Source organism: Mycobacterium simulans, from assembly GCF_900232995.1.
Lineage (GTDB): Bacteria > Actinomycetota > Actinomycetes > Mycobacteriales > Mycobacteriaceae > Mycobacterium > Mycobacterium simulans.
The window spans coordinates 1657195-1679858 of record NZ_OCVX01000003.1 but is presented as its reverse complement, the minus strand read 5'-3'; the positions used below and the strand labels follow the sequence as shown (position 1 = coordinate 1679858).

Annotated in this window: 26 protein-coding genes and 1 pseudogene; 9 read left to right on the top strand and 18 right to left on the bottom strand. The window is 65.7% G+C overall.

Features of this window, described 5'->3' with window-relative positions; all coding sequences use genetic code 11:
• Positions 1–16: 16 nt before the first annotated feature.
• From ispF to carD, 3 genes are read right to left on the bottom strand one after another with little or no spacing between them, the layout of a single operon-like run.
• The gene (gene ispF / locus MSIMFI_RS08440) at positions 17–496 is read right to left on the bottom strand and encodes a 2-C-methyl-D-erythritol 2,4-cyclodiphosphate synthase (RefSeq protein WP_191496866.1); all 480 of its coding nucleotides are present in this window, start codon (positions 494–496) and stop codon (positions 17–19) included.
• Positions 493–1194, bottom strand: a complete 702-nt coding sequence (gene ispD, locus MSIMFI_RS08435) for a 2-C-methyl-D-erythritol 4-phosphate cytidylyltransferase (protein ID WP_191496865.1) — start codon at positions 1192–1194, stop codon at positions 493–495. Before ispD ends, ispF begins: the two co-directional genes overlap by 4 nt.
• A 28-nt stretch (positions 1195–1222) precedes the next feature.
• Positions 1223–1711: an RNA polymerase-binding transcription factor CarD gene (gene carD, locus MSIMFI_RS08430; protein WP_003419482.1), complete on the bottom strand. Its 489-nt coding sequence runs from the start codon at positions 1709–1711 to the stop codon at positions 1223–1225.
• A 276-nt stretch (positions 1712–1987) separates the two neighbouring features.
• Here carD and MSIMFI_RS08425 point away from each other — a divergent pair, with 276 nt between their 5' ends.
• Genes MSIMFI_RS08425 through disA form a run of 3 tightly spaced genes read left to right on the top strand, consistent with a single transcriptional unit; the run spans position 1988 to position 5118 of the window.
• The gene (locus tag MSIMFI_RS08425) at positions 1988–2545 is read left to right on the top strand and encodes a hypothetical protein (RefSeq protein ID WP_191496864.1); all 558 of its coding nucleotides are present in this window, start codon (positions 1988–1990) and stop codon (positions 2543–2545) included.
• A gap of 49 nt (positions 2546–2594) precedes the next feature.
• Positions 2595–4037 (top strand): DNA repair protein RadA, encoded by a 1443-nt coding sequence (gene radA / locus MSIMFI_RS08420; protein WP_191496863.1) that lies wholly within the window; start codon positions 2595–2597, stop codon positions 4035–4037.
• A 4-nt stretch (positions 4038–4041) separates the two neighbouring features.
• Entirely contained in the window at positions 4042–5118 is a 1077-nt protein-coding gene (disA, locus tag MSIMFI_RS08415; protein ID WP_191496862.1) for a DNA integrity scanning diadenylate cyclase DisA, read from the top strand.
• Positions 5119–5124: 6 nt separating this feature from the next.
• Here the strand turns inward: disA and MSIMFI_RS08410 are convergent, their stop codons facing one another.
• Together MSIMFI_RS08410 and MSIMFI_RS08405 are read right to left on the bottom strand one after the other, a co-directional pair.
• On the bottom strand, positions 5125–5931 hold the full coding sequence (locus MSIMFI_RS08410) for a hypothetical protein (RefSeq protein ID WP_191498084.1): 807 nt from the start codon (positions 5929–5931) through the stop codon (positions 5125–5127).
• 97 nt (positions 5932–6028) lie between these two features.
• Positions 6029–6652, bottom strand: coding sequence for a carbonic anhydrase (locus tag MSIMFI_RS08405; RefSeq protein WP_191496861.1), 624 nt, complete (start codon positions 6650–6652; stop codon positions 6029–6031).
• Between MSIMFI_RS08405 and MSIMFI_RS08400 the strand changes: the two genes are divergently transcribed.
• Entirely contained in the window at positions 6651–7565 is a 915-nt protein-coding gene (locus tag MSIMFI_RS08400; protein ID WP_191496860.1) for an HhH-GPD family protein, read from the top strand. The genes MSIMFI_RS08405 and MSIMFI_RS08400 overlap by 2 nt on opposite strands.
• Here the strand turns inward: MSIMFI_RS08400 and MSIMFI_RS08395 are convergent.
• Entirely contained in the window at positions 7562–9202 is a 1641-nt protein-coding gene (locus MSIMFI_RS08395; RefSeq protein WP_191496859.1) for a PE family protein, read from the bottom strand. The two genes, MSIMFI_RS08400 and MSIMFI_RS08395, sit on opposite strands and share 4 nt — an antisense overlap.
• Before the next feature lie 124 nt (positions 9203–9326).
• Here MSIMFI_RS08395 and MSIMFI_RS29600 point away from each other — a divergent pair, with 124 nt between their 5' ends.
• From MSIMFI_RS29600 to MSIMFI_RS08380, 3 genes are read left to right on the top strand one after another with little or no spacing between them, the layout of a single operon-like run.
• Positions 9327–9506, top strand: a complete 180-nt coding sequence (locus MSIMFI_RS29600) for a hypothetical protein (RefSeq protein ID WP_224770118.1) — start codon at positions 9327–9329, stop codon at positions 9504–9506.
• 13 nt (positions 9507–9519) lie between these two features.
• On the top strand, positions 9520–9777 hold the full coding sequence (locus MSIMFI_RS08385; RefSeq protein WP_191496858.1) for a type II toxin-antitoxin system Phd/YefM family antitoxin: 258 nt from the start codon (positions 9520–9522) through the stop codon (positions 9775–9777).
• Entirely contained in the window at positions 9774–10166 is a 393-nt protein-coding gene (locus MSIMFI_RS08380; RefSeq protein WP_191496857.1) for a type II toxin-antitoxin system VapC family toxin, read from the top strand. Before MSIMFI_RS08385 ends, MSIMFI_RS08380 begins: the two co-directional genes overlap by 4 nt.
• Here MSIMFI_RS08380 and MSIMFI_RS08375 read toward each other — a convergent pair.
• Entirely contained in the window at positions 10163–10951 is a 789-nt protein-coding gene (locus MSIMFI_RS08375) for an alpha/beta fold hydrolase (protein WP_191496856.1), read from the bottom strand. The genes MSIMFI_RS08380 and MSIMFI_RS08375 overlap by 4 nt on opposite strands.
• A 14-nt stretch (positions 10952–10965) precedes the next feature.
• Between MSIMFI_RS08375 and mhuD the strand changes: the two genes are divergently transcribed.
• Together mhuD and MSIMFI_RS08365 are read left to right on the top strand one after the other, a co-directional pair.
• Positions 10966–11283 carry a mycobilin-forming heme oxygenase MhuD gene (gene mhuD, locus MSIMFI_RS08370; protein ID WP_191496855.1) on the top strand — a complete coding sequence of 106 codons (318 nt, stop codon included), beginning with the start codon at positions 10966–10968 and terminating at the stop codon, positions 11281–11283.
• Positions 11258–12625: a serine hydrolase gene (locus tag MSIMFI_RS08365; RefSeq protein ID WP_191496854.1), complete on the top strand. Its 1368-nt coding sequence runs from the start codon at positions 11258–11260 to the stop codon at positions 12623–12625. Before mhuD ends, MSIMFI_RS08365 begins: the two co-directional genes overlap by 26 nt.
• Here the strand turns inward: MSIMFI_RS08365 and MSIMFI_RS08360 are convergent, their stop codons facing one another.
• The 11 genes and pseudogenes from MSIMFI_RS08360 to MSIMFI_RS27950 form a co-directional block, all read right to left on the bottom strand.
• Positions 12626–13129 carry a histidine phosphatase family protein gene (locus MSIMFI_RS08360; RefSeq protein ID WP_191496853.1) on the bottom strand — a complete coding sequence of 168 codons (504 nt, stop codon included), beginning with the start codon at positions 13127–13129 and terminating at the stop codon, positions 12626–12628. It abuts the gene before it with no gap.
• A 17-nt stretch (positions 13130–13146) separates the two neighbouring features.
• Positions 13147–13929 carry a CbtA family protein gene (locus MSIMFI_RS08355; protein ID WP_191496852.1) on the bottom strand — a complete coding sequence of 261 codons (783 nt, stop codon included), beginning with the start codon at positions 13927–13929 and terminating at the stop codon, positions 13147–13149.
• Positions 13930–13938: 9 nt separating this feature from the next.
• The gene (locus MSIMFI_RS08350) at positions 13939–14151 is read right to left on the bottom strand and encodes a CbtB domain-containing protein (RefSeq protein WP_191496851.1); all 213 of its coding nucleotides are present in this window, start codon (positions 14149–14151) and stop codon (positions 13939–13941) included.
• 24 nt (positions 14152–14175) lie between these two features.
• Positions 14176–16719, bottom strand: a complete 2544-nt coding sequence (gene clpC1, locus MSIMFI_RS08345; protein WP_186245050.1) for an ATP-dependent protease ATP-binding subunit ClpC — start codon at positions 16717–16719, stop codon at positions 14176–14178.
• A gap of 284 nt (positions 16720–17003) precedes the next feature.
• On the bottom strand, positions 17004–17342 hold the full coding sequence (gene lsr2 / locus MSIMFI_RS08340) for a histone-like nucleoid-structuring protein Lsr2 (protein ID WP_085325264.1): 339 nt from the start codon (positions 17340–17342) through the stop codon (positions 17004–17006).
• Between the two features lie 114 nt (positions 17343–17456).
• Positions 17457–18968 carry a lysine--tRNA ligase gene (lysS, locus tag MSIMFI_RS08335; protein WP_191496850.1) on the bottom strand — a complete coding sequence of 504 codons (1512 nt, stop codon included), beginning with the start codon at positions 18966–18968 and terminating at the stop codon, positions 17457–17459.
• Positions 18969–19076: 108 nt separating this feature from the next.
• The gene (locus MSIMFI_RS08330; protein ID WP_191496849.1) at positions 19077–19892 is read right to left on the bottom strand and encodes a type III pantothenate kinase; all 816 of its coding nucleotides are present in this window, start codon (positions 19890–19892) and stop codon (positions 19077–19079) included.
• Positions 19893–19894: 2 nt separating this feature from the next.
• Positions 19895–20314: an aspartate 1-decarboxylase gene (panD, locus tag MSIMFI_RS08325; RefSeq protein WP_191496848.1), complete on the bottom strand. Its 420-nt coding sequence runs from the start codon at positions 20312–20314 to the stop codon at positions 19895–19897.
• Positions 20314–21246, bottom strand: coding sequence for a pantoate--beta-alanine ligase (gene panC, locus MSIMFI_RS08320; protein WP_191496847.1), 933 nt, complete (start codon positions 21244–21246; stop codon positions 20314–20316). Before panC ends, panD begins: the two co-directional genes overlap by 1 nt.
• Positions 21243–22154: a Rossmann-like and DUF2520 domain-containing protein gene (locus MSIMFI_RS08315; RefSeq protein ID WP_191498083.1), complete on the bottom strand. Its 912-nt coding sequence runs from the start codon at positions 22152–22154 to the stop codon at positions 21243–21245. Before MSIMFI_RS08315 ends, panC begins: the two co-directional genes overlap by 4 nt.
• Positions 22155–22254: 100 nt before the next feature.
• Positions 22255–22664 (bottom strand): annotated as a pseudogene (locus tag MSIMFI_RS27950) (DUF6779 domain-containing protein); the annotation flags it as partial.

The following is a 22664-nucleotide window of genomic DNA, read 5'->3' as shown; positions in this document are numbered from 1 at the left end:
TGGGCCGCGCCGCGAGCTATCGAAGCGAAACCACCAAGGCCGTCGCGATGGCGGCCCGACCCTCGCCGCGCCCGGTGAGGCCGAGCCCGTCGGTGGTGGTGGCCGATACTGCGACCGGCGCATTGAGGTCGCGCGACAGCACCGCCTGCGCCTCCAGACGGCGCCAGCCGATCTTCGGCCGGTTAGCGATGACCTGCACGGCAGCGTTGCCGACCCGATATCCATGCTGATTGATAAGCCCGACGACATGGCGCAGCATCGCGGCGCCGCTGACGCCTTCCCAGCGCGGATCGTCGACTCCGAACACGTCGCCGATATCGCCGAGCCCCGCGGCCGACAACACGGCGTCGCACAGCGCATGCGCGGCGACGTCACCGTCGGAGTGGCCGGAGCAGCCATCGGCACTCGGGAACAGCAGCCCCACCAGCCAACACGGCCGCCCGGGTTCGATCGGGTGCACGTCCACGCCCAAGCCGACGCGTGGCAGCTCGATCACCGGCGCACAATCGCTTGGGCCAGCAACAAATCCAGCTGGGTAGTGATCTTGAACGCCAACGGATCGCCGTCCACCACTTGGACCTGGGCACCGATATGTTCGACCAGGGACGCATCGTCGGTGAATCCGGCGGCGTCGCCTTCCCTGGCGCCCGAATAGGCGTGGTACGCGCGCACCAGCAGGTCGGTTGCGAACCCCTGCGGGGTCTGCACCGCCCGCAAGCCGGCACGCTCGGGTGTGCCCAGCACCACCCCGTTGGCGTCCACGGCCTTGATGGTGTCAGGGACCGGCAACGCGGGCACCACGGCGGCGTTTCCGGACCGCAACGCGTCAACCACACGCGCAATCAACGCCGGGGGCGTCAGCGGCCGTGCCGCGTCATGCACTAGCACAAACTCCGGCGCTGAAGCCCCAGACAGAGCCGCTAAAGCCAAGCTGACGGATTCGCTACGGTTGGCCCCGCCGGCCACGATCGTGGCCTTGCTGCCGAGGATCAGCTTTGCCTCGTCGGTGCGGTCCGCGGGTACGGCTACGACGACGGCGTCGACGACCCCGGAATCGAGCAGTGCCTGCACGGCCCGTTCCACAAGGGACTGCCCATCAAGCTGACGAAACGCTTTAGGCACACCGGCAGCCAGCCGCTCACCCGAACCTGCGGCAGGGACGATTGCGACTACGGTGCCCGATTCCCCGACCACCTACAGCCCTGAGCGTATTCAGGACGCTTTAGGAAGCCGCCGCCAAAACCTCGTCGAGGATGGTTTCCGCTTTGGCGTCATCGGTGCTCTCCGCCAGCGCCAGTTCCCCGACCAGAATCTGGCGGGCCTTGGCCAGCATCCGCTTCTCGCCGGCGGACAAGCCCCGTTCCTGGTCGCGGCGCCACAAGTCGCGCACCACTTCGGCCACCTTGTTAACATCCCCGGAAGCGAGCTTCTCGAGGTTGGCCTTGTAGCGGCGCGACCAGTTGGTCGGCTCTTCGGTGTGCGGTGCGCGCAAAACCTGGAAAACCTTGTCGAGGCCTTCTTGGCCGACGACGTCGCGAACTCCGACGTATTCCGCGTTCTCAGCGGGCACTCGAACGGTCAGGTCCCCCTGCGCCACTTTCAAGACGAGATATTCTTTTTGCTCCCCTTTGATGGTCCGGGTTTCGATCGCCTCGACTAGCGCAGCACCGTGATGCGGGTAGACAACGGTGTCGCCGACCTTGAAAATCATCTGATTCGAGCCCCTTTCGTTACTACATGCTAACACGGGCCTCTCACGGCCGCCGAACAACGGTGCAGGTCAGGGGCACCGCCGGTGAACATTGGGGGTTGACAGGCGGGCCAAGACGTGCAATGCACAAGCTCCGGCGCGGTCAGTCACCTTGGCAACAGGCGTCCCAGCAGCGTCTGCGTGGGCGCGGGGCTGCGCTACCGTCGACGGCACCTAGCTACTACTGTGCATAGTTGACCGCAGCCAAGATGATCCCGGCCCAGCAGGAGGCTTTGAGTGAACCGCTTCAAGATCCGCCTCCCATCGACCGTCCTGATTGCGGTGGCCGCCGTCGCGCTCAGCGGCTGCGGCGCGGGTCAGGTATCCCAGACCGCAATGCAGGAACCCGCCGTCAACGGCAACAAGGTGACCATCAATAACGTTGCCCTGCGCGATATCCGGATCCAGGCTGTGCAGACCGGCGACTTCATCCAGCCCGGCAAAGCCGTCAACCTGGTGCTGGTCGCGGTGAACCAATCTCCGGATTTGGCGGACCGGCTGACGGGGATCACCACTGACATCGGCACGGTGACCATTAGCGGCGATGCGCGGCTGCCCGCCGGCGGGATGCTCTTTGTCGGTATGCCAGACGGTCAGGTCGTAGCGCCGGGCCCACTGGCATCCAATGAGGCGGCGAAGGCGAGCATCGTATTGACCAAACCCATCAGCAACGGCCTCACTTACAACTTCACCTTCAAGTTCGAAAAGGCCGGTCAGGGAAGCGTGATGGTGCCTATTTCGGCCGGACTGGCCACGCCGCAAGAACTGGCGCCGGCTCCGGCCAACCATTCGTAGCGATCTCGGCGATCTCGGAGCTGTCACACCCTCCCGATACGGTCGGGGCGTGGTCAATACGCGTTCGCAGTACCGATGCTCGGAATGCCGCCATCTGTCCGCCAAGTGGGTGGGGCGCTGCATGGAATGCGGTAGTTGGGGCACCGTCGAGGAATTGACCATCCTGAGTGCGGTCGGGGGCGCGGGGGTTGGCAAAGGCCGCCGCACCGCAGCTCCGACATCGCGAGCCGTTCCGATCCGTTCGGTCCAGCCAAACCTCAGCCGGCACCGGCCCACGGGCGTAGCCGAACTCGACCGGGTGCTCGGCGGTGGTGTGGTTCCCGGCTCGGTGACGCTGCTGGCCGGTGATCCCGGAGTAGGCAAATCGACGCTGCTGCTCGAGGTCGCCCACCGCTGGGCACAGTCCGGGCAGCGCGCGCTGTATGTCTCCGGCGAGGAGTCGGCCGGCCAGATCCGGCTCCGCGCCGATCGGATCGGTTGCGGCGGCGGAGAGGTCTACCTGGCGGCCGAATCCGATCTGCTTGCCGTGCTGGGCCACATCGATGTGGTGCGGCCCGCATTGGTCGTCGTGGACTCCGTGCAGACGATGTCCACCAGCGAGGCCGACGGTGTCGCGGGTGGGGTGACGCAGGTGCGTGCCGTGACGGCTGCGCTGACCGCCGCCGCCAAGGCCAACGGGGTCGCGTTGATTCTTGTCGGCCACGTCACCAAGGACGGGGCCATCGCCGGACCTCGCTCCCTGGAGCACCTCGTCGATGTGGTGCTGCATTTCGAAGGCGACCGCAACGATACGTTGCGGATGGTCCGCGGGGTGAAGAACCGATTCGGCGCGGCGGACGAAGTCGGATGTTTCCTGTTGCACGACAACGGAATTGAAGGCGTCGCCGACCCGTCGAACCTGTTTCTGGACCAGCGGCCAACACCGGTCCCCGGCACCGCGATCACGGTAAAGCTCGACGGAAAGCGGCCGCTGATCGGGGAAGTTCAGGCATTGCTGGCAACACCACCTGGCGGCTCGCCGCGGCGGGCAGTCAGCGGGATAGACAATGCCCGGGCCGCAATGATCACCGCAGTTCTGGAAAAGCATGCGCGGCTGAACGTCGCCGTCAACGACATCTATCTGTCCACGGTGGGCGGCATGCGGTTGACGGATCCGTCGTCGGACCTCGCGGTGGCGATCGCGCTGGCTTCGGCGTACGCGAACTTGCCGCTACCCACCACCGCGGTGATGATCGGCGAGGTGGGCCTGGCGGGCGACCTGCGACGGGTCAACGGCATGGACCGGCGGCTAGCCGAAGCCGCCCGTCAGGGGTTCAACATCGCGCTGATCCCACCGGGCTGCGACGCCGCCCCGCCGGGGCTGCGTGTCCTGTCCGCACCCACCATCGTCGCCGCGCTGGAGCACACGATCGACATCGCCGACCACCGCAGCAGCACCCCCGCTGGGCCGCATCGACTAGACACTCCTCCATCGCACGCCCGCCGGGCGTAGCAGAATGCACGCTGTGACTCGTCCGACCCTGCGCGAAGCCGTCGCCCGCCTGGCACCGGGCACCGGGCTGCGAGACGGCCTGGAACGCATCCTGCGCGGCCGCACCGGTGCCCTGATCGTGCTCGGCCACGACGAGAACGTCGAGGCCATCTGCGACGGCGGCTTCTCCCTAGATGTCCGGTATGCGCCGACGAGGCTGCGCGAGCTGTGCAAAATGGACGGCGCCGTGGTGCTGTCCGCAGACTGCAGCCGCATCGTGCGGGCCAACGTGCAACTGGTCCCGGATCCGTCCATACCTACCGACGAGTCAGGAACACGTCACCGCTCAGCGGAACGGGCCGCGATCCAGACCGGCTATCCGGTGATCTCGGTCAGCCATTCGATGAACATTGTGACGGTTTACGTTGGCGGGGAGCGCCATGTGCTGACCGACTCGGCGACCATCCTGTCGCGAGCCAATCAGGCCATCGCAACCCTGGAACGGTACAAGACCAGGCTCGATGAGGTCAGCCGGCAACTCTCGCGGGCGGAGATCGAAGACTTCGTCACGCTGCGCGACGTGATGGCGGTGGTACAGCGGCTCGAGCTGGTGCGCCGCATCGGTCTGGCGATCGACTACGACGCCGTCGAACTCGGCACCGACGGGCGTCAGCTGCGGCTACAGCTGGAGGAGTTGCTGGGAGGCAACGACATATCCCGGGAGTTGATCGTGCGGGACTATCACGCCAACCCTGAACCGCTGTCCAAGGTGCAAATCGATGCGACCCTGGACGAGCTCGATTCCCTGTCGGACTCCGACCTGCTCGAGCTCACGGCATTGGCAAAGATTTTCGGATACCCAACGACGGCCGAGGCCCAGGATTCGGCGCTGAGTCCACGAGGGTACCGCGCGATGGCCGGGATCCCCAGGCTGCAGTTCGCTCATGTCGACCTGTTGGTCCGATCATTCGGAACGCTGCAAGGCCTCCTGGCGGCAAGCGCCAGTGACCTGCAATCCGTCGACGGAATCGGCGCTATGTGGGCCCGCCACGTGCGCGAGGGGTTGTCACAACTGGCGGAGTCGACGATTGCCGACCACTGAGCTCAATTAGCCCCCGTTGCCCTGTCCCCCGGCCGGCGGCGCCTCAGGCGGTGGCGCTAGCGCCGGACCCGGGGCAGGAACCGGCCCGGGTGGTGGCGGCGGCTGGTTGAGCACGAACGGAACGGGCTGCGACCGTAGATTGCCCAACTGGACGACCAGGTTGTAGGTACCCGCCCCAATCGCCGGCCGCGGCAACGGACAATGCGGCGCCGATCCCATCCCCGTCCAAGTCACCGCCGTCGTCACCTGCTCCCCCGGCGTAAACGTCTTGACCAAGGTCTCATTGGACGGCGCGCAGTCGAGGTTGGACCACAGCCGCTTGTTGTCCAACGAATACACATATGCCGCGAGCACCGCGGCTCCGACGTCGCGCTTGCAGGACACCAGCCCGATGTTGGTGACGACCATGGTGAATTTCGGCTGGTCACCGATGTAGTACTGCGGCGAGTTGGTCAGGCCCTTGACGGCCAGTGTCGAATCAGGGCAGTCATCGCCGTCTTTGAGCACCGGCGGCGGCTGCACCGCGGCGGTGGGCGTGGGCGTCTCCGGGTTTGGGCCCTGAGGCGGTGCTGCAGGAGCGTTTCCCTCGGTTTGCCCGGCCGGCTGCGGCGGCGCCTGGGCCGCCGGTGAATGCCCTTGCGCGGTAGCCGGTTTCTCGGCATTGGCGGGTTTGGCCCCGGCGCTGCTGCTGACAAATGCGATGACCGTGGCGACCGCGATACCGATCACGACGACCGCGATGCCCAGGGCTAGCCCCCTGCGCCGCCAGTAGATCTCGGTAGGTAGCGGGCCACGCGGTTCCAGATCCAGCACGTTTACACCGTAGGCCCAGGTCACGTCGTCTCGTTTGACCCGCTTCGGCGTGTCGCGAGGTTAGCTGGGCCCTAGCAGTGTTAGGAGCGGCGGAAAATCAGAGTTCCGCACCGATGTCGCCGATGTGACCGCGCAAGACCGCCCGCCCGTCGTCGAGTTGATAGGTGACACCTACGATCGCTAGGTCACCGGCCGCCACGCCCTCCGCTATCGCCGTCGAACGCGCCATGAGCTGCGACATCGTCTCGTGTACATGTCGTTCCTCGAACTCGTCAACTCGACTGAGGCCGTCACGCCTGCCCAACAGGATGGACGGCGCCACCCGTTCCACTACATCCCGCACGTAGCCGCCCGGCAGGTTGCCCTCGTTGATCGCCGACAGCGCGGCGTTGACGGCGCCGCAGCTGTCGTGGCCAAGGACCACGACGAGCGGTACGCCGAGCACTGTCACCGCGTACTCGACGGAGCCCAGCACCGCCGAGTCGATGACATGGCCAGCCGTACGCACCACGAACATGTCGCCCAGGCCCTGATCGAAGATGATCTCGGCTGCGACCCGGCTATCCGCGCAGCCGAAGATCACCGCCGTCGGCTTCTGCCCTGTCGCAAGGCGGGCTCGATGGTCGACGCTCTGGCTGGGATGCTCGGGCTTGCCGGCGACGAATCGCTCGTTACCCTCTCTGAGTGCTTTCCATGCGGTTACCGGATTGGTGTTGGGCATGGCACACATTGTGCCGGAGCCGCCGGTGACTGGCGCTTCGTCCATATCAGTTACCAATCTTGTCGACTGGTACGACCGGACACGCCGCGACCTGCCTTGGCGGGAAGCCGGCGTCAGCCCATGGCAGATCCTGGTCAGCGAGTTCATGCTGCAGCAGACGCCGGTGTCGCGGGTGCTGTCGATCTGGCCGGCTTGGGTGCGGCGCTGGCCCACCCCGTCGGCTACGGCGGCGGCCAGCGCCGCCGATGTGGTGCGCGCTTGGGGCAAACTGGGCTATCCGAGACGCGCCATGCGCCTGCACGAGTGCGCCACGGTTATCGCGCGTGACCATGGGGATGTGGTTCCCGACGATATCGAGGTCTTGCTCACCCTGCCGGGTGTGGGGAGCTACACCGCGCGGGCGGTGGCCTGCTTCGCCTACGGCCAGCGGGTACCTGTGGTGGACACCAACGTGCGCCGGGTGGTGGCCCGGGCGGTCCACGGTCGCGCCGACGCCGGTGCGCCGTCGGCTCCACGCGACCACGCCGACGTCGCGGCGTTATTGCCGAAAGATGGAGCGGCACCACTGTTTTCGGTGGCCTTGATGGAGCTCGGCGCCACGGTGTGCACCGCTAGGACGCCACGCTGCGGGTTATGCCCGCTGGTCGGGTGCGCCTGGCGGCATGCGGGTTACCCGCCCGCCGACGGTCCGCCGCGACGGGTCCAGCAGTATGCCGGAACCGACCGCCAGGTTCGCGGGCGGTTGCTGGATGTGCTGCGCGCCAAGGAGTTTCCGGTTACCCAGGCCGAGCTGGACGTGGCGTGGCTGACGGATAGCCAGCAGCGCGACCGGGCGCTCGAGTCGTTGCTCGCCGACGGCCTGGTGACCCGCACGGTCGACGGCCGGTTCGCGCTGGCGGGCGAGGGATTTTAGCCCGGTTGACCGTCGGCGCCGGCGGCACCGAAGCCGCCGGGATCGCCGGGCTGGCCAGCAACCGTCCCAGATCCCGCGGCGCCACCTGCGCCGCCGGTTCCGCCGGCGCCGCCGTGACCCCCGGCACCGCCTGCACCTTGGACACCCGCGTGGCCGAACATTCCGGCAGCGCCTGCCGCGCCGCCGGCACCACCGTTGCCGCCGGTTCCGCCCGCGCCGCCTGCACCGCCGTTGCCGCCGTCACCGCCGACGCCGGAGACCTGATCGTTCTCGTCGGTGCCGCCGTTGCCCCCGACACCACCGTCGCCGCCCTCGGCGCCGATGCCGCCGACACCTCCGGCACCTCCTGCACCCCCGTTACCGCCATCGCCGAACAGCAGCCCGCCACGCCCGCCGGCACCCCCGACACCGCCGTCGCCCCCGGTGCCGGCGTTATTTGCGCCAGCGCCGCCGTCACCGCCGTCGCCTCCGCTACCGCCAAGCGACGGGCTGCCATCCAATGAGCCGCCACCTCTGCCGCCGGCGCCACCATCAGCGCCGGTGCCGCCGCGACCGCCGGCGCCACCGTTGCCCCCGGCACCGGTGCCATCGCCGAACGCTGCGGCGCCGCCGCCGTTGCCGCCAGCACCACCTTCGGCGCCGGCCCCGCCGTCGCCGCCGTTGCCGCCGTTGCCCCCGTAGGCTCCGCCGACTTCGTTGAGACCGCTGCCGCCGGCACCGCCCTTCCCGCCGGGCGCGCCGGAGGCTCCGTCGCCTCCGTTGCCACCGTTACCCCCGGTAACGGGGCCTGGGATGTTGGTGCCGGCTGAGCCGCCGTCGCCGCCGTCGCCGCCGGCCTGCCCCACTCCACTGCCCGGGTCACCAGGCAGGCCGGGACCTCCCGCGGCTCCGAAGCCCGACTCACCATCATTGCCGTCTGCCGCCTGCCCGGTCTGGTTCGGCGTCGGGTTCACCCCGTTGGCTCCGGTGGCGCCGACCCCGCCGACGCCGCCGTCGCCGCCGGTTCCGATCAGGCCCGCGTTGCCGCCAGCGCCCCCATTGCCACCTGCACCGCCATCACCGAACAGCCAACCGGCCCCGCCCGCCCCGCCGACACCACCGGCGCCGCTCGCATTGGTGCCGCCGGCGCCGCCGTTGCCGCCGCGGCCGAACAGCCCGGCGGCACCGCCGTTTCCACCGGCACCACCAACACCGGCTACGCCGGACCCGCCATTGCCGCCATTGCCCCACAGCAGCCCACCGGCCCCGCCGGCCTGCCCGGTCCCGGGCGCCCCGTCGGCGCCGTTGCCGATCAGCGGGCGCCCCAGCAGCGTCTGAGTGGGCGCGTTGACCGCGTCGAGCAGAATCTGTTGGATGTTGTTCGCCTCGGCGCTGGCATAGGACCCCGCGCCTGACGTCACGGCCCGCACGAACTGGTCGTGAAACGCCGCTGCTTGGGCGCTTAGCGTCTGATATTCCTGCGCGTGCGAGCCGAACAGCGCCGCCACCGCCGCCGACACCTCGTCCTCGGCCGCGGCCAGCAACGCCGTCGTCGGGCCTGCAGCCGCGGCGTTCGCCGCGCTAAGAACCGAACCGATACCGGCCATATCCGAAGCCGCTGAAACCAGGGCGTCCGGCACCGCGATCACAAACGACATCAGCCACCTCCACTACCACAAGGCCAGACGCCGATCGTATCGTCAACCTGGTCTCGTCATGCGTTCTTTGCCGCAAGAGGCCGAATAACCAAGCGGCGTCATTGTTTTCAGTAGCTCTGATGGAGTGCGCCACGTTCAGGTTACTCGGGAAGCGACCCCTCAGATCCGCGGATGGCTGGCGGATATGTTGCGCGCCAAGGAATTTACCGTCACCAGAGCCGAACTCGACGCGTTGGCGTGGCTGACCGATTGCGCGCAGCAAATAGCTCTCTTAGCCAGGTTGGCCGTCGGCAAGGGCTTATAGGTAGACTTAGTTCATGACTAAGTCCGCTCCGGCGTCCAACGCTATCAGGGTCGGCGTCCACGAAGCGAAGACCCGTATGTCGGAGCTGCTGCGACTGGTCGACAGCGGTCAGGAAATCGAGATTGCCCGCGGCGGTGAACCCGTGGCAAAGCTCGTGCCGTTCCACCCCCGCGAGACCCGCCGCTTAGGTATAGACCAGGGCGTGTATACCGTGCCCGAGGATTTCGACGCTCCGTTGCCGGACGATGTCCTTGCGAGCTTCAATCGGTGAAGCGCTACCTCGTAGACACCCATGTTTGGCTGTGGATCCAGTCAGAGCCTGACCGGCTTCGCGACGAAACACGGGCAATCGTTGCCGACGTCCGCAATAACGTCCTTTTTTCGGCCGCCAGCGCCTGGGAGATCGCGATCAAGTATCGGCTCGGCAAGCTCGCGTTGCCCGAAGCACCGGCTTCGTATGTGCCCGATCGCATGCGTCGCTCCGGAACGGCAGCGCTGCCGGTCGAGCATGCGCACGTGCTGAGGACCGCCGAGCTTCCGGATCACCATAGGGATCCGTTCGACCGTGTCCTCGTCGCCCAAGCACAGCTGCTCGACCTGACGGTCGTCACCGCCGATGACCAGTTGTCTGCCTACGATGTCGCGGTCGTCGCCGCCTAGTGTCCCGACGCGGACCCACTCGGCCATCCCAAGAAGGACTCGACGGCCTGCCGGTATGTCTCCGGCGCTTCGTCGTGCACCAGGTGACCCGCCTCGGCGACCTTTAAATATGTTGTTTCACAGCCTGTTTCGGCCATTTGCAGCATCTGACCGGGCGGCGTGACCGAGTTGCCGGCCTCGATGAGCAATGCCGGCGAACGCACGGCCCGCCACTGCGCCCAGTAGTCGCGGGTGCCCCACTCGGCGGCGATCTGGATCCATCGTGAGGTGTGGCCATGCAATCGCCAGCCGGTGGCGGTGCGGTCGAAGGCCTCCAGAAAATACTGGCCAGCCACCGGTCCGAACTCCGCGAATACTTGTTCGGCAGAATCGAATTCGACCGGGAGGGCATGCAGCCACGGCTCCCATGGACCGGTCGTGCGCCCCACGAAGTCCGGCGCCATGTCCTCAACCACCAGCGCCGAAACCAACTCCGGACGCTGCGCGGCCAGACACCACGAATGCAGGGCGCCCATCGAATGCCCGACCAGTCTGACCGGCACATCCAACGCCGTCACGGCATCACCCAGATCGGCGACGAAACGCTCGGTGCTGATCGGGTATGGATCGTCGACATCGCGGCCTCGATGCCACGGCGCATCGTAGGTGTAGACACTGCCCAGCCGGGTCAGCCACGGCAACTGACGCGACCAGGTGCTACCCCGGCCCATTAGGCCATGTACCAGGACCAATGGCTCGCCCAGTCCACCGCGATGGGTCAACAGATCGGTGGGCATGCCGGGCACGGTAGCCTAGCGACATGCCAGTGGTGAAGATCAATGCCATCGAGGTACCCGCCGACGCTGGCCCTGAACTGGAGAAGCGTTTCGCCCACCGCGCCCACGCGGTCGAGAACTCTCCCGGTTTCCTCGGCTTTCAGCTGCTGCGTCCAGTCAAGGGTGAAGACCGCTACTTCGTCGTGACGCACTGGGAATCCGAGGAAGCCTTCCAGGCGTGGGCGACTGGGCCCGCGATCGAAGCGCACGCCGGACACCGGGCCAACCCCGTGGCGACAGGGGCGTCGCTGCTGGAATTCGAAGTTGTGATGAACGTTGGCGGGACCGGCAAGACTAAGTAGTCGCCGGGTGACTCAGCGCCGTGGGTTGGCGTTGGGCGTCGCAGCTGCATTGGTAGTGACCCTGGCGCCGGGTTGTGCGTCCTCCCCTACGCCGTCGGCGAACGCAGCAAACCCCGGGCACCGCATCGACACCAGAACCCCGCCCGGTCTACGGGCCCAGCAGACCATGGACATGCTCAACTCCGACTGGCCGATCGGCCCGGTCGGGGTTGGCACCCTGGCCGCGGCCGACAAGGTCGACTCCGTCGAAAGAACAATGGAAGAGCTGTGGTGGGATCGTCCCTTCACCCTCGACAGCGTCGACATCGGCGCCAGTGTGGCCACACTGCACCTCATTTCCTCCTACGGCGCGCGACAAGACATCCGCATTCACACCGACGACGGTGGCTGGGTCGACCGGTTCGACCTCAATACGCAGCCACCACCGTCGATCACCTCGTGGGGCGACGTTGACGCCGTGTTGAGCAAGACAGGTGCCCGCTACTCATATCAGGTCGCCAAGGTCAACAACGGTCACTGCGACCCGGTGGCCGGCACCAATACCGGCGAATCTCTGCCGCTGGCATCGATTTTCAAGCTGTATGTACTACACGCACTGGCCGGCGCGGTCCGCAACGGTACGGTGTCCTGGGACGATCAGCTGACGGTCACCGCCAAGAGCAAGGCAGTGGGCTCCTCCGGCCTGGAATTGCCTCCGGGGGCACAGGTTTCAGTTCGCACGGCCGCCGAAAAGATGATCGCAACCAGCGACAATATGGCCACCGACCTGCTGATCGGAAGATTGGGCACGCGCGCAATCGAGGAAGCCCTGGCCACCGCCGGCCATCACGATCCGGCGAGCATGACGCCCTTCCCCACCATGTATGAGCTATTCTCCGTCGGCTGGGGTCAACCGGATCTGCGCGACCAATGGAGGCGGGCGAGCCCACAGGTCCGCGCCCAGTTGCTGCAGCAGGCGAATTCCACTCCCTACCAACCTGATCCAACTCGAGCTCACACGCCTGCCTCTAGTTTCGGCGCGGAGTGGTACGGCAATGCCGAGGACATCTGCCGAGTGCACGCGACCCTGCAGGCCGATGCGGTCGGACGGGCCGTACCCGTCAGACAGATCCTGTCGGCCGTCGCGGGTATCCAGCTGGATCGCGACGAATGGCCCTATATCGGCGCGAAAGCCGGTGGCCTGCCGGGCGATCTGACGTTTAGCTGGTACGCCGTTGACAAGACTGGGCAGCCATGGGTAGTGAGCTTCCAGCTGAACTGGCCACGCGATCACGGTCCCACGGTTACCGGCTGGATGCTGCAGGTCGCCAAGCAGGTCTTCGCGCTCGTGGGCCCGAAATAGCTAGAGCCGCAACGTCCAGCGCTGTCCGCGGTAATGCATGACAGTGTGGCTTAGCGGCGCAATGTCGATGCGCCAGAACGATTTTGGTGGGATATCGAGTGCAACCAGGATAGCTGCGCGAATCACTGCTGGATGCGTGACCGCCACCGTATTGCCCGCCAGCGACTCCAGCCACCCGCCCACCCGAACGATGAGGTCCACGATCGACTCTCCGCCGTGGGGCGCTTGGGCCGGATCGGTGAGCCACACCTGCAGCTCGTCGGCGTCCAGGTTCTGCAAGGTTTGGCAGCGCCACCGTTCGCAATCGAGGTCGGCGAGTCGCGGCTCCGTTGTGGCGTTGAGGCCCAACAACTCCGCGGTCTCCCGAGCACGCCGCTCGGGACCGGAGAGCTGGGACATGTGGTCCCGGATGTCAAGGCGCGCAGCGGCTTCGGCCTGCCGGCGGCCGATGTCGCTGAGCGGTTCATCGGCGGGAAAACGCGCGGCTGCCATGGCCTCAGTCATCGCGTGCGACACCAAAGTCAGGCGGATGACTCGACCCTTTCGGCACGTTTACCCAGCAGCCGGCCCGCGAGCACCGCGAAGACCAGCCCGATGGTTACCCACAGCACGAGTTGCGTGCCAAGCGAAACCAACCTGAACTCGTAGAGAACGTCGGCGGGAAAGCCGGGATAGATGATCGCTCCCGAGGCGTCGCGAATCGGTGCGGGCGTCTCGTCCACGGTCGGCAACACCAGCATGACCATCGTTATCGCCACTAGGTAGGCCGCAGCTGCGCTGAGTCCGGCGTTGAACGCGTCAAGTCGCGCCCCGAGCCGTCGCGCCAGCCACACCGCCGCGATCGCCAGCACCGCCGACGTCAGCACCATCACCAAATACCACAGCGTCCGCGATCCGATCGTGTCCGCCTGACCGACAGCCGGCGGATTGGGCGGATACTTCACAAACGGCACCAGATACACCACCGTGAAGGCTCCCGCTGCCAGCCGGAGTGAAAGATCCCGTGGTGCAGCGCTTTCCACGCGCACGTAGACAAGGCAGAACGCAACCGCGAACAGCGCACCCACGGCAATGCCGAATATCAGTACACCGAAACCCAATCCGGCATTGCCCTGCACGCCGCGGGTGAACAATTCGACGCCATGCTCGTGCACGCCCTGCGCGTGCGCGGCTTCGGTACGCCCATCTTCATATTCGATTGCACGGCCGATTACGGGCTCGGCGAACAAGCGGGCGAAGACAAACGCCAGCACCGCGGCTACCGCGCCCGCCAGCAGACCACGTGCTATCAGACGCTTCTCCACGACAGCGTCTTAGTGGCAGGGGAAGCCGAGTAAATGCCTTGCGTCGTGGAAGAACTCGTGCAGGTGCGAGGCGCTGCCGAACCGCGATACCGCCCCCTGGTCGATGCCGACGAAGTACAGCGCCATTAGCGCCAGGACGGCAGTGGCCGCCAACCAGAGCGCCGACCTTGCAGCCGAAAGATCAACCGATCCGACTTGGGTTGCCGGGGAGTTCGCCACCATCGGCTCCTTTCGGGGACCTCGTTGCTACTCGGCCGACCCTTCGCCGCCAGCGCTGTGCGCTCCAGCCTTGGCCAGATCGGTCTCGGCGGGCGGCTTACGGGTTCCGGTGAAGGTGAAGACCGCGTCCTCACCGGCGCCTTCGCCGTCCCAGTTGTCGACGTCGACGGTGACGATCTGTCCCGGCCCGACCTCCTCGAAGAGGATCTTCTCGGACAGCTGGTCCTCGATCTCGCGCTGGATGGTGCGCCGTAGCGGACGTGCACCCAGCACCGGATCGAAGCCACGCTTGGCCAGCAGCGACTTGGCCTTGTCGGTCATCTCCAGAGCCATGTCTTTGCTCTTGAGCTGGCCGGCGACCCGGCTGATCATCAGGTCGACCATCTGGATGATCTCTTCGCGAGTCAGCTGGTGGAAGACGATGATGTCGTCGATGCGGTTGAGGAACTCCGGCCGGAAGTGCTTCTTGAGTTCGTCGTTGACCTTCTGCTTCATCCGCTCGTAATCGTTCTCACCGCCGCCCTTGGTGAAGCCCAGGCCGACGGGCTTAGAAATATCGGATGTCCCCAAGTTCGACGTAAAGATCAGCACGGTGTTCTTGAAGTCCACTGTGCGGCCCTGCCCGTCGGTGAGCCGGCCATCCTCGAGTACCTGCAACAGGCTGTTGTAGATCTCCTGATGCGCCTTCTCGATCTCGTCGAACAACACCACGGAAAACGGCTTGCGCCGCACCTTCTCGGTGAGTTGGCCGCCCTCTTCGTAGCCGACGTATCCAGGCGGAGCACCGAACAGCCGCGACGCGGTGAACCGGTCGTGGAACTCGCCCATGTCGATCTGGATGAGCGCGTCGTCGTCGCCGAACAGGAAGTTGGCCAGCGCCTTGGACAGTTCGGTCTTACCGACGCCGGATGGGCCGGCGAAGATGAACGAGCCCGACGGGCGCTTGGGGTCTTTCAGCCCGGCGCGGGTACGGCGGATCGCCTTGGAGACGGCCTTGACGGCATCCACCTGACCAATAATCCGCTTGTGGATCTCTTCTTCCATACGCAGCAGGCGGGTGGTCTCGGCCTCGGTGAGCTTGAACACCGGGATGCCGGTCCAGTTGCCCAGCACCTCGGCGATCTGCTCGTCGTCCACCTCGGCGACCACATCGAGATCACCTGAACGCCACTGCTTTTCGCGTTCTGCGCGCTGCGCAACCAATTGCTTCTCGCGATCGCGCAAGCTGGCGGCCTTCTCGAAGTCCTGGGCGTCGATCGCCGATTCCTTCTCCCGGCGGGCCTCGGCGATCTTCTCGTCGAACTCACGCAGGTCTGGCGGCGCGGTCATGCGGCGAATCCGCATCCGCGCGCCCGCCTCGTCGATCAGGTCGATCGCCTTGTCCGGCAGGAATCGGTCGTTGATGTAGCGGTCGGCAAGGGTGGCGGCGGCCACGATCGCGCTGTCGCTGATCGAAACCCGGTGGTGGGCCTCGTAGCGGTCGCGCAGCCCCTTGAGGATCTCGATGGTGTGCTCCACCGTCGGCTCGCCAACCTGGACGGGCTGGAAGCGGCGCTCCAGCGCGGCGTCCTTTTCGATGTACTTGCGGTATTCGTCGAGCGTGGTGGCGCCGATCGTCTGCAGCTCACCGCGGGCCAGCTTGGGCTTCAGGATGCTGGCCGCGTCGATCGCGCCCTCGGCCGCCCCCGCCCCGACCAGCGTGTGCAGCTCGTCGATGAACAGGATGATGTCGCCGCGGGTGTTGATCTCCTTGAGCACCTTCTTCAGGCGTTCCTCGAAGTCACCTCGGTAGCGCGAGCCGGCGACCAGCGATCCCAGGTCCAGCGTGTAGAGCTGCTTGTCCTTCAGCGTCTCGGGAACTTCGCCGTGCACGATGGCCTGTGCGAGTCCCTCGACGACGGCCGTCTTGCCGACGCCTGGCTCGCCGATAAGCACCGGGTTGTTCTTGGTGCGCCGGGACAGCACCTGCATCACCCGCTCGATTTCCTTCTCGCGGCCGATAACAGGGTCCAGCTTGCCCTCCATCGCGGCCGCCGTCAGGTTGCGGCCGAACTGGTCGAGCACCAAGGACGTAGAAGGGGAACCGGACTCTCCGCCCCGGCCCCCGGTCCCGGCCTCGGCGGCCTCCTTGCCCTGGTAGCCGGACAGCAGCTGGATCACCTGCTGGCGCACCCGGGTCAGCTCGGCACCCAGCTTGACCAGCACCTGGGCGGCAACGCCCTCACCCTCACGAATCAGGCCCAGCAGAATGTGCTCGGTGCCGATGTAGTTGTGGCCGAGCTGCAGCGCCTCACGCAGGCTCAGCTCGAGAACCTTCTTGGCGCGCGGGGTAAACGGGATGTGCCCCGACGGCGCCTGCTGGCCCTGGCCGATGATCTCCTCGACCTGGCTGCGAACGCCTTCCAGCGAGATACCCAGCGACTCCAGCGACTTGGCAGCGACGCCTTCGCCCTCGTGGATCAGACCCAGCAGGATGTGCTCGGTGCCGATGTAGTTGTGGTTGAGCATCCTGGCCTCTTCTTGCGCCAAGACGACGACCCTGCGGGCACGGTCGGTAAATCGTTCGAACATCGGTCGTTACCTGCTCTCCCTAACCATCGGTACAACCCTGTTACCGGTCTTGGGACCGGAACCGCGTACCTGCCGTCCACTGTAATGGTCGGCCTGCCAGGGTTCCTAACCTTGCGGTCCGCCCCGACAACAGAACGCAACGGTTAAACGACGAAAACCACCAATGCGTTTCCAACGCTGCCCGGCGATCGGTTACGCCGGCAGCGAACACTGGTGAGAAAAGGCCTAAAGCGCCTTAAAGCACCGGCGCCCAGGCTTTGAACCTGGGCGCCAGTAAACAAATGTCAGGTTGCAGCGTGGAATGCGTCGATGACGTCGGCCGGGATGCGGCCACGAGTCGATACGTTGTGCCCGTTGCGACGAGCCCATTCCCGGATCGCGGCACTCTGCTCACGGTCGATCGCACCGCGACCGCGTCCAGAGCCGGAACGCCCACGCCGACGACCGCCGACGCGACGGCCCGCCGCCACCCATTGCTTCAGGTCGCCACGCAGTTTCGTGGCATTCTTGGTCGAAAGGTCAATCTCATAGGTCACCCCGTCAAGCCCGAATTCGACCGTTTCGTCAGCGGCGCCTGAACCGTCGAAATCATCGACCAAGGTGACGGTTACTTTCTTCGCCATTGGCTTACCCTCGCGTTTCTTCCTGTGCAGTTAGTGTGTTGTACGGATTGACTCCCCGGTCACCAATCTGCCATAGGAACGCAAAATACTCAATCCAGACACAACACGCGCAGTTCAGTCGGAGTGAGGTCGAACAATCGGGAACAAAACTGTCTCCCTAATTGACAGTCCAGTCAGAGACATCAACAACCGATCGATACCCATTCCAGTTCCCGTGCATGGTGGCATCCCGTACTCGAGAGCAGCCAGAAAATCCTCGTCAAGTGGCATCGCCTCGTCATCGCCGGCGGCTGCGGCACGGGCTTGATCCGCGAATCTCTCGCGCTGCACAACGGGATCGTTTAATTCCGAGTACCCGGTCGCCAGTTCGACTCCTCGCAGGTAGAGGTCCCACTTCTCGGTCACTCCGGGGATACTGCGGTGCTGGCGCGTCAATGGAGTTGTCTCTACCGGAAAATCCTTGACAAATGTGGGAGCGGTCAACGTCTTGCCTACTGTGTGCTCCCAGAGTTCCTCGACGAGTTTGCCGTGACCAACACCACGCTTGTCAAGAATGTCAACATCCAGTCGATGTGCTATGGCGCGTAACCGATCGATCGACGTCTGTGGTGTGATCTCTTCACCAAGTGCCGCAGACAACGACGGATACATTTGTATGGTCGCCCATTCTCCGTCGATGTCGTAGACACTGCCGTCGGGCATCGGCAGTTGTCTGGTCCCGATCGCCTCGTCGGCTACCTCTTGAATAAGCTCTCGTGTGATGACTGCCGAATCGTCATAGGTTCCGTACGTCTGGTACGTCTCCAACATGGAGAATTCCGGGGAATGCGTGGAATCGGCACCTTCGTTTCGGAACACACGATTAAGTTCGAAGACCTTGTCGAAACCACCGACTATGCATCGCTTGAGGAACAGTTCCGGCGCGATCCGCAGGTAAAGATCGATGTCCAGGGCATTGGAATGGGTGACGAACGGCCGGGCCGCAGCACCACCGGCCAGTGTTTGCAACATCGGCGTCTCGACTTCGAGGAAACCGCGGCGTTCCAGCCCATTGCGTATCGCACGCATGACCGCGATCCGCTGACGGGCGACCGCGCGTGCTTGCGGGCGGACGATTAGGTCGACGTAGCGCTGCCGAACGCGCGATTCCTCGCTCATCTCCTTGTGCGCGACGGGCAGGGGCCGCAACGACTTGACTGCCATGCGCCAAGAATCGGCAAGAACGGATAACTCCCCGCGGCGTGAATTGATCACAGCGCCGTGCACGTAGACGATGTCGCCGATATCGACGTCGGCCTTCCACGCATCGAGGGCTTCCCGACCTACCTTGTCCAGGCTGATCATCGCCTGTAAGTGGGTGCCATCGCCGTCCTGCAGCGTCGCAAAGCACAGTTTTCCGGTGTTACGGGCGAATACCACCCGGCCCGCGACACCGACGACGTCATCGGTGGCTTCATCGATTGCCAGGTCAGGATGGGCGGCACGGACCTCGGCCAGCGTGTGGGTGCGCTCCACCGCGACCGGGTAAGCCTGGTGGCCCTCCGCCAACAAGCGAGCGCGCTTGTCCCGGCGGATCCGGAACTGCTCGGGAAAGTCGGTATCGGCTTCCTTATCCTGGGCACTCACGACGTGCCAGCTTAAGGGGTCGCGGCTGCGCTGGCGCCATCGAGCCTGCGCTGGCGGTGCGAAAATCGGCGTTTCTGCTGCGCTGCACGCAGACTCGATGCAGCCCCGTCAGCGCGCAGTCTTTAACCGGCGTTGAGCGTCCTGGTTACGTTCGAAGACGAGCCGCAGACCGTGCAAGGTCAGGTGCTGGTCGTAGTGCTCGACGGTATGCAATTCGGGCAGCAAAAGTGGCGCGGTATGCCCTGTGGCCACGACCGCGACGTCGTCGCTGGCACTGAATCCCAGCACATCTTCGCGGACGCGGCTCACTAGACCGTCGACCAGGCCGGCGAAACCGAATACCGCACCGGCCTGCATGCATTCGACGGTGTTCTTGCCGACAACCGAACGGGGACGCGCCAATTCGACGCGGCGAAGGGCGGCAGAGCGGGCCGCCGCCGCATCGGAAGACACCTGCACACCGGGCGCAATGGCGCCACCAAGAAATTCACCCTTGGCTGACACCACATCCACGCATATTGACGATCCGAAATCGACGACGATCGACGCCTTGCCGAACTTGTGGAACGCGGCAAGACAGTTCACGATCCGGTCGGCACCCACCTCTTTCGGGTTGTCGACCAGCAGTGGGATACCGGTACGCACGCCTGGCTCGATCAGCACATGAGGGACCGACGGCCAGTACTGGTCGAGCATGATCCGACCCTCGTGCAGCACCGACGGGACGGTGGACAAGCCGGCAGCGCCGGTGAGCCGCTCGGAATCCTCGCCGATGAGGCCGTCGATAGTTAGCGCCAGTTCGTCCGCGGTGACTTCGGATTCAGTGCGTATCCGCCACTGCTGCACGACCTTTGCGTGCTCTTTGGCTCCGGAGAGCAGGCCGACGACGGTGTGGGTGTTGCGGACGTCGATCGCCAGTAGCACGGCTACCGCACGCTCATCCGCGGGTCCAGTAGCTCATCAACGCCGTCGGGCACAAAGGCCGGGTCGTGGCCCAGGTCGATCTGCTTATTCTGAGCGTCGACGAACACGATCCGCGGCTTATAAGCGCGGGCCTCGGCGTCCTCCATGGTTCCGTACGCAATCATGATCACCAGGTCGCCCGGATGAACGAGATGCGCTGCGGCGCCGTTGATTCCAATAACGCCAGTGCCACGTTCCCCGGTGATCGCATAGGTGACCAGCCGGGCACCGTTGTCAATATCGACGATGGTCACCTGCTCGCCCTCGAGCAAGTCCGCGGCGTCCATCAAGTCCGCGTCGATGGTTACCGATCCCACGTAGTGCAGGTCGGCCTGCGTGACGGTGGCGCGGTGGATCTTCGATTTCAGCATCGTCCGTAACATCAGTTCCTCCAATGTGATTGGGCGAATTCGGCCCGAGGTTCGTCCGGTCCGACGGTACCGGCGACAGTTCCGATCTGTATCTCAACGTTGTCCAGGAGCCTGGTGGCGCCTAGCCTGGCGGCAACTAACAGCCGGCCGGATTTGTGGAGCTGTACCGGACCAAGCCCCGCATCACGCAGCTCCAGGTAGTCAACCGAGAGCTCTGGCACAGCGTCGAGCACCGCGCGAGCCGCGTCCAGCGCGGCCTGGGCACCGGCCGTTGCCGCATGCGCACCGGCGGAGAGCGCCGCAGAGAGCGCCACGGCGGCTTCACGCTGAATCGGGTCGAGGTAGCGGTTGCGCGATGACATCGCCAAGCCATCGGCCTCCCGAACCGTCGGCACCCCGACCACCTGGACAGCGACGTTCAAGTCCGCGACCATCTGGCGGATCAGCACCAGCTGCTGGTAGTCCTTCTCGCCGAAGAACGCCGCGTCCGGTCGCACGATCTGAAACAGCTTGAGCACTACGGTCAGCACGCCGGCGAAATGCGTTGGGCGCGGGCCGCCTTCGAGTTCGACAGCCAGCGGGCCGGGCTGGACGCTGGTGCGCAGGCCGTTGGGATACATATCCGAGGCGGTCGGCGCGAAGACGATCTCGACACCTTCGGCGCGCAATTGCGCCAGGTCGCCGTCCATAGTGCGGGGGTAGGCGTCAAGATCTTCCCCGGCGCCGAACTGCAGCGGGTTGACGAAGATCGACACCACCACCACCGAGCCGGGTACCCGCTTGGCCGCGCGCACCAGGGCAAGGTGGCCCTCGTGCAGCGCTCCCATCGTTGGAACCAACATCACCCGCCGACCGGTGTGTCGTAGCGCACGGGTCACGTGGGTGACATCACTGGGTGCCGCGTACACATTCAGCTCGCCGGGATTGAAGGTGGGCTTCGTCATCGCGCCAACACCTCGACGACGTCGTCGGGAGCGTGGGCACGTTGCGCGGTCCGCAGCGCGTTCACCCGATATGCCTGGGCCAGTTGTGGATCCGCCTGCGCCAGTGCGGCCAAGTGTCCGGCAACCGCGGCCGCGTCACCGCGGGCCACCGGCCCGGTGAGCGCGGCCTGCCCGCGCTGCAGCGTGTTCTCCAGCGCCGCACGTGCCAACGGTCCGACGATGCGTTCGGCGATCCCGCCGGGCTGGTTGTCGACGAGTTGTTGGCCGAGCAGTTCGGTGCCGCGCAGGGCGGTGCGCAACGCCTCGACGGCGTCGGCCAGAACAGTCACCAGGTGGTTGCTCGCGTGGGCCAGGGCCGCGTGGTAAAGGACGCGTGCGTCCTCGTGCACGCTGAATGGCTCGCCACCCATCTCCAGCACCAGTGACTGCCCAATCGCGTATCCGACATCGTCGGCGGCGGTAATCCCGAAGCAGGTGTCTGGCAACCGGCTGATGTCCTCGTCGGAGCCGGTGAAGGTCATTGCCGGGTGAATGGCCAGCGGTGTGCAGCCCTGCTGGGTCAACGGCGCGAGAATTCCGGTCCCGTTGGCGCCGGACGTGTGCGCCACAATCGTGCCGGGACGCACCGCCGAGGTGGCCGCCAGGCCGGACACCAGGCCCGCAAGTTCGCCGTCCGGAACTGCCAACACCAGCAGCTCGGCGCCGGCGGCAACATCGGGCGGCGGTAGTACCGGGGTATCAGGCAGCCTGCGCCGCGCCCGCTGCAGGGACGCATGGGAGATGGCGCTGCACGCCACCACAACGTGGTCGGCGCGCTCCAGCGCAACGCCTAACGCGGTGCCTACCCGGCCGGCAGAGATGATCCCCACCTTGAGCCTGGCCGGGCGCAAACCGTCGAACTGCACCACAGCAGACGACCTCACATGCTTCTTGGTTCGTTCCAGTCCCATCGATCGGGTACCGGACGGTCACTATGACTGTAGTCGATTTGTTAGGCGGTACCCAGTGTCATCCGTCACGGCGACGACGTCGACCGCCTCCGCTCGGCTCGACCTGAAGTCGCGCCATCAGATCGGCGACCGACTGACCACCAGTTCTTGGGGCGCGTTCGTCCGGGGCATCCGGGCCATCTGGGCCCTCGGTCACCGCATCCGCACCGCGGTGCCGCGGCGCAGGCTCGGGAGGTGGCGCCGGGGCCAGTCGGGGTGGCGCTGGGGCAGCAGCAGGACCGCTTGCGGGTGGAGGAGTGCCGACCAGGCCGGCCACGCCATAGTCGCGGTATTCCGCCGAATGGCGAGACCGGGACCGGCGTCCGCCATACTCCGCCGCGATATCGGCCTGGGCCGGCGGGCTCTCCTCGTGGTCCTCCGGGTTCGAGTGCCGGGCACGCCGCCGTCGGCCCTCGTAGGGTGGGGCGG

Bases quoted from the DNA above. Each gene is read 5' to 3' on its own strand.
- carD (WP_003419482.1), bottom strand. From the start codon at position 1,711: ATGATTTTCAAGGTCGGCGACACCGTTGTCTACCCGCATCACGGTGCT.
- disA (WP_191496862.1), top strand. From the start codon at position 4,042: ATGCACGCTGTGACTCGTCCGACCCTGCGCGAAGCCGTCGCCCGCCTG.
- MSIMFI_RS08400 (WP_191496860.1), top strand. From the start codon at position 6,651: ATGGCACACATTGTGCCGGAGCCGCCGGTGACTGGCGCTTCGTCCATA.
- MSIMFI_RS08405 (WP_191496861.1), bottom strand. From the start codon at position 6,652: ATGCCCAACACCAATCCGGTAACCGCATGGAAAGCACTCAGAGAGGGT.
- MSIMFI_RS08395 (WP_191496859.1), bottom strand. From the start codon at position 9,202: ATGTCGTTTGTGATCGCGGTGCCGGACGCCCTGGTTTCAGCGGCTTCG.
- MSIMFI_RS08385 (WP_191496858.1), top strand. From the start codon at position 9,520: ATGACTAAGTCCGCTCCGGCGTCCAACGCTATCAGGGTCGGCGTCCAC.
- mhuD (WP_191496855.1), top strand. From the start codon at position 10,966: ATGCCAGTGGTGAAGATCAATGCCATCGAGGTACCCGCCGACGCTGGC.
- MSIMFI_RS08360 (WP_191496853.1), bottom strand. From the start codon at position 13,129: ATGACTGAGGCCATGGCAGCCGCGCGTTTTCCCGCCGATGAACCGCTC.
- MSIMFI_RS08350 (WP_191496851.1), bottom strand. From the start codon at position 14,151: ATGGTGGCGAACTCCCCGGCAACCCAAGTCGGATCGGTTGATCTTTCG.
- clpC1 (WP_186245050.1), bottom strand. From the start codon at position 16,719: ATGTTCGAACGATTTACCGACCGTGCCCGCAGGGTCGTCGTCTTGGCG.
- lsr2 (WP_085325264.1), bottom strand. From the start codon at position 17,342: ATGGCGAAGAAAGTAACCGTCACCTTGGTCGATGATTTCGACGGTTCA.
- panD (WP_191496848.1), bottom strand. From the start codon at position 20,314: ATGTTACGGACGATGCTGAAATCGAAGATCCACCGCGCCACCGTCACG.
- panC (WP_191496847.1), bottom strand. From the start codon at position 21,246: ATGACGAAGCCCACCTTCAATCCCGGCGAGCTGAATGTGTACGCGGCA.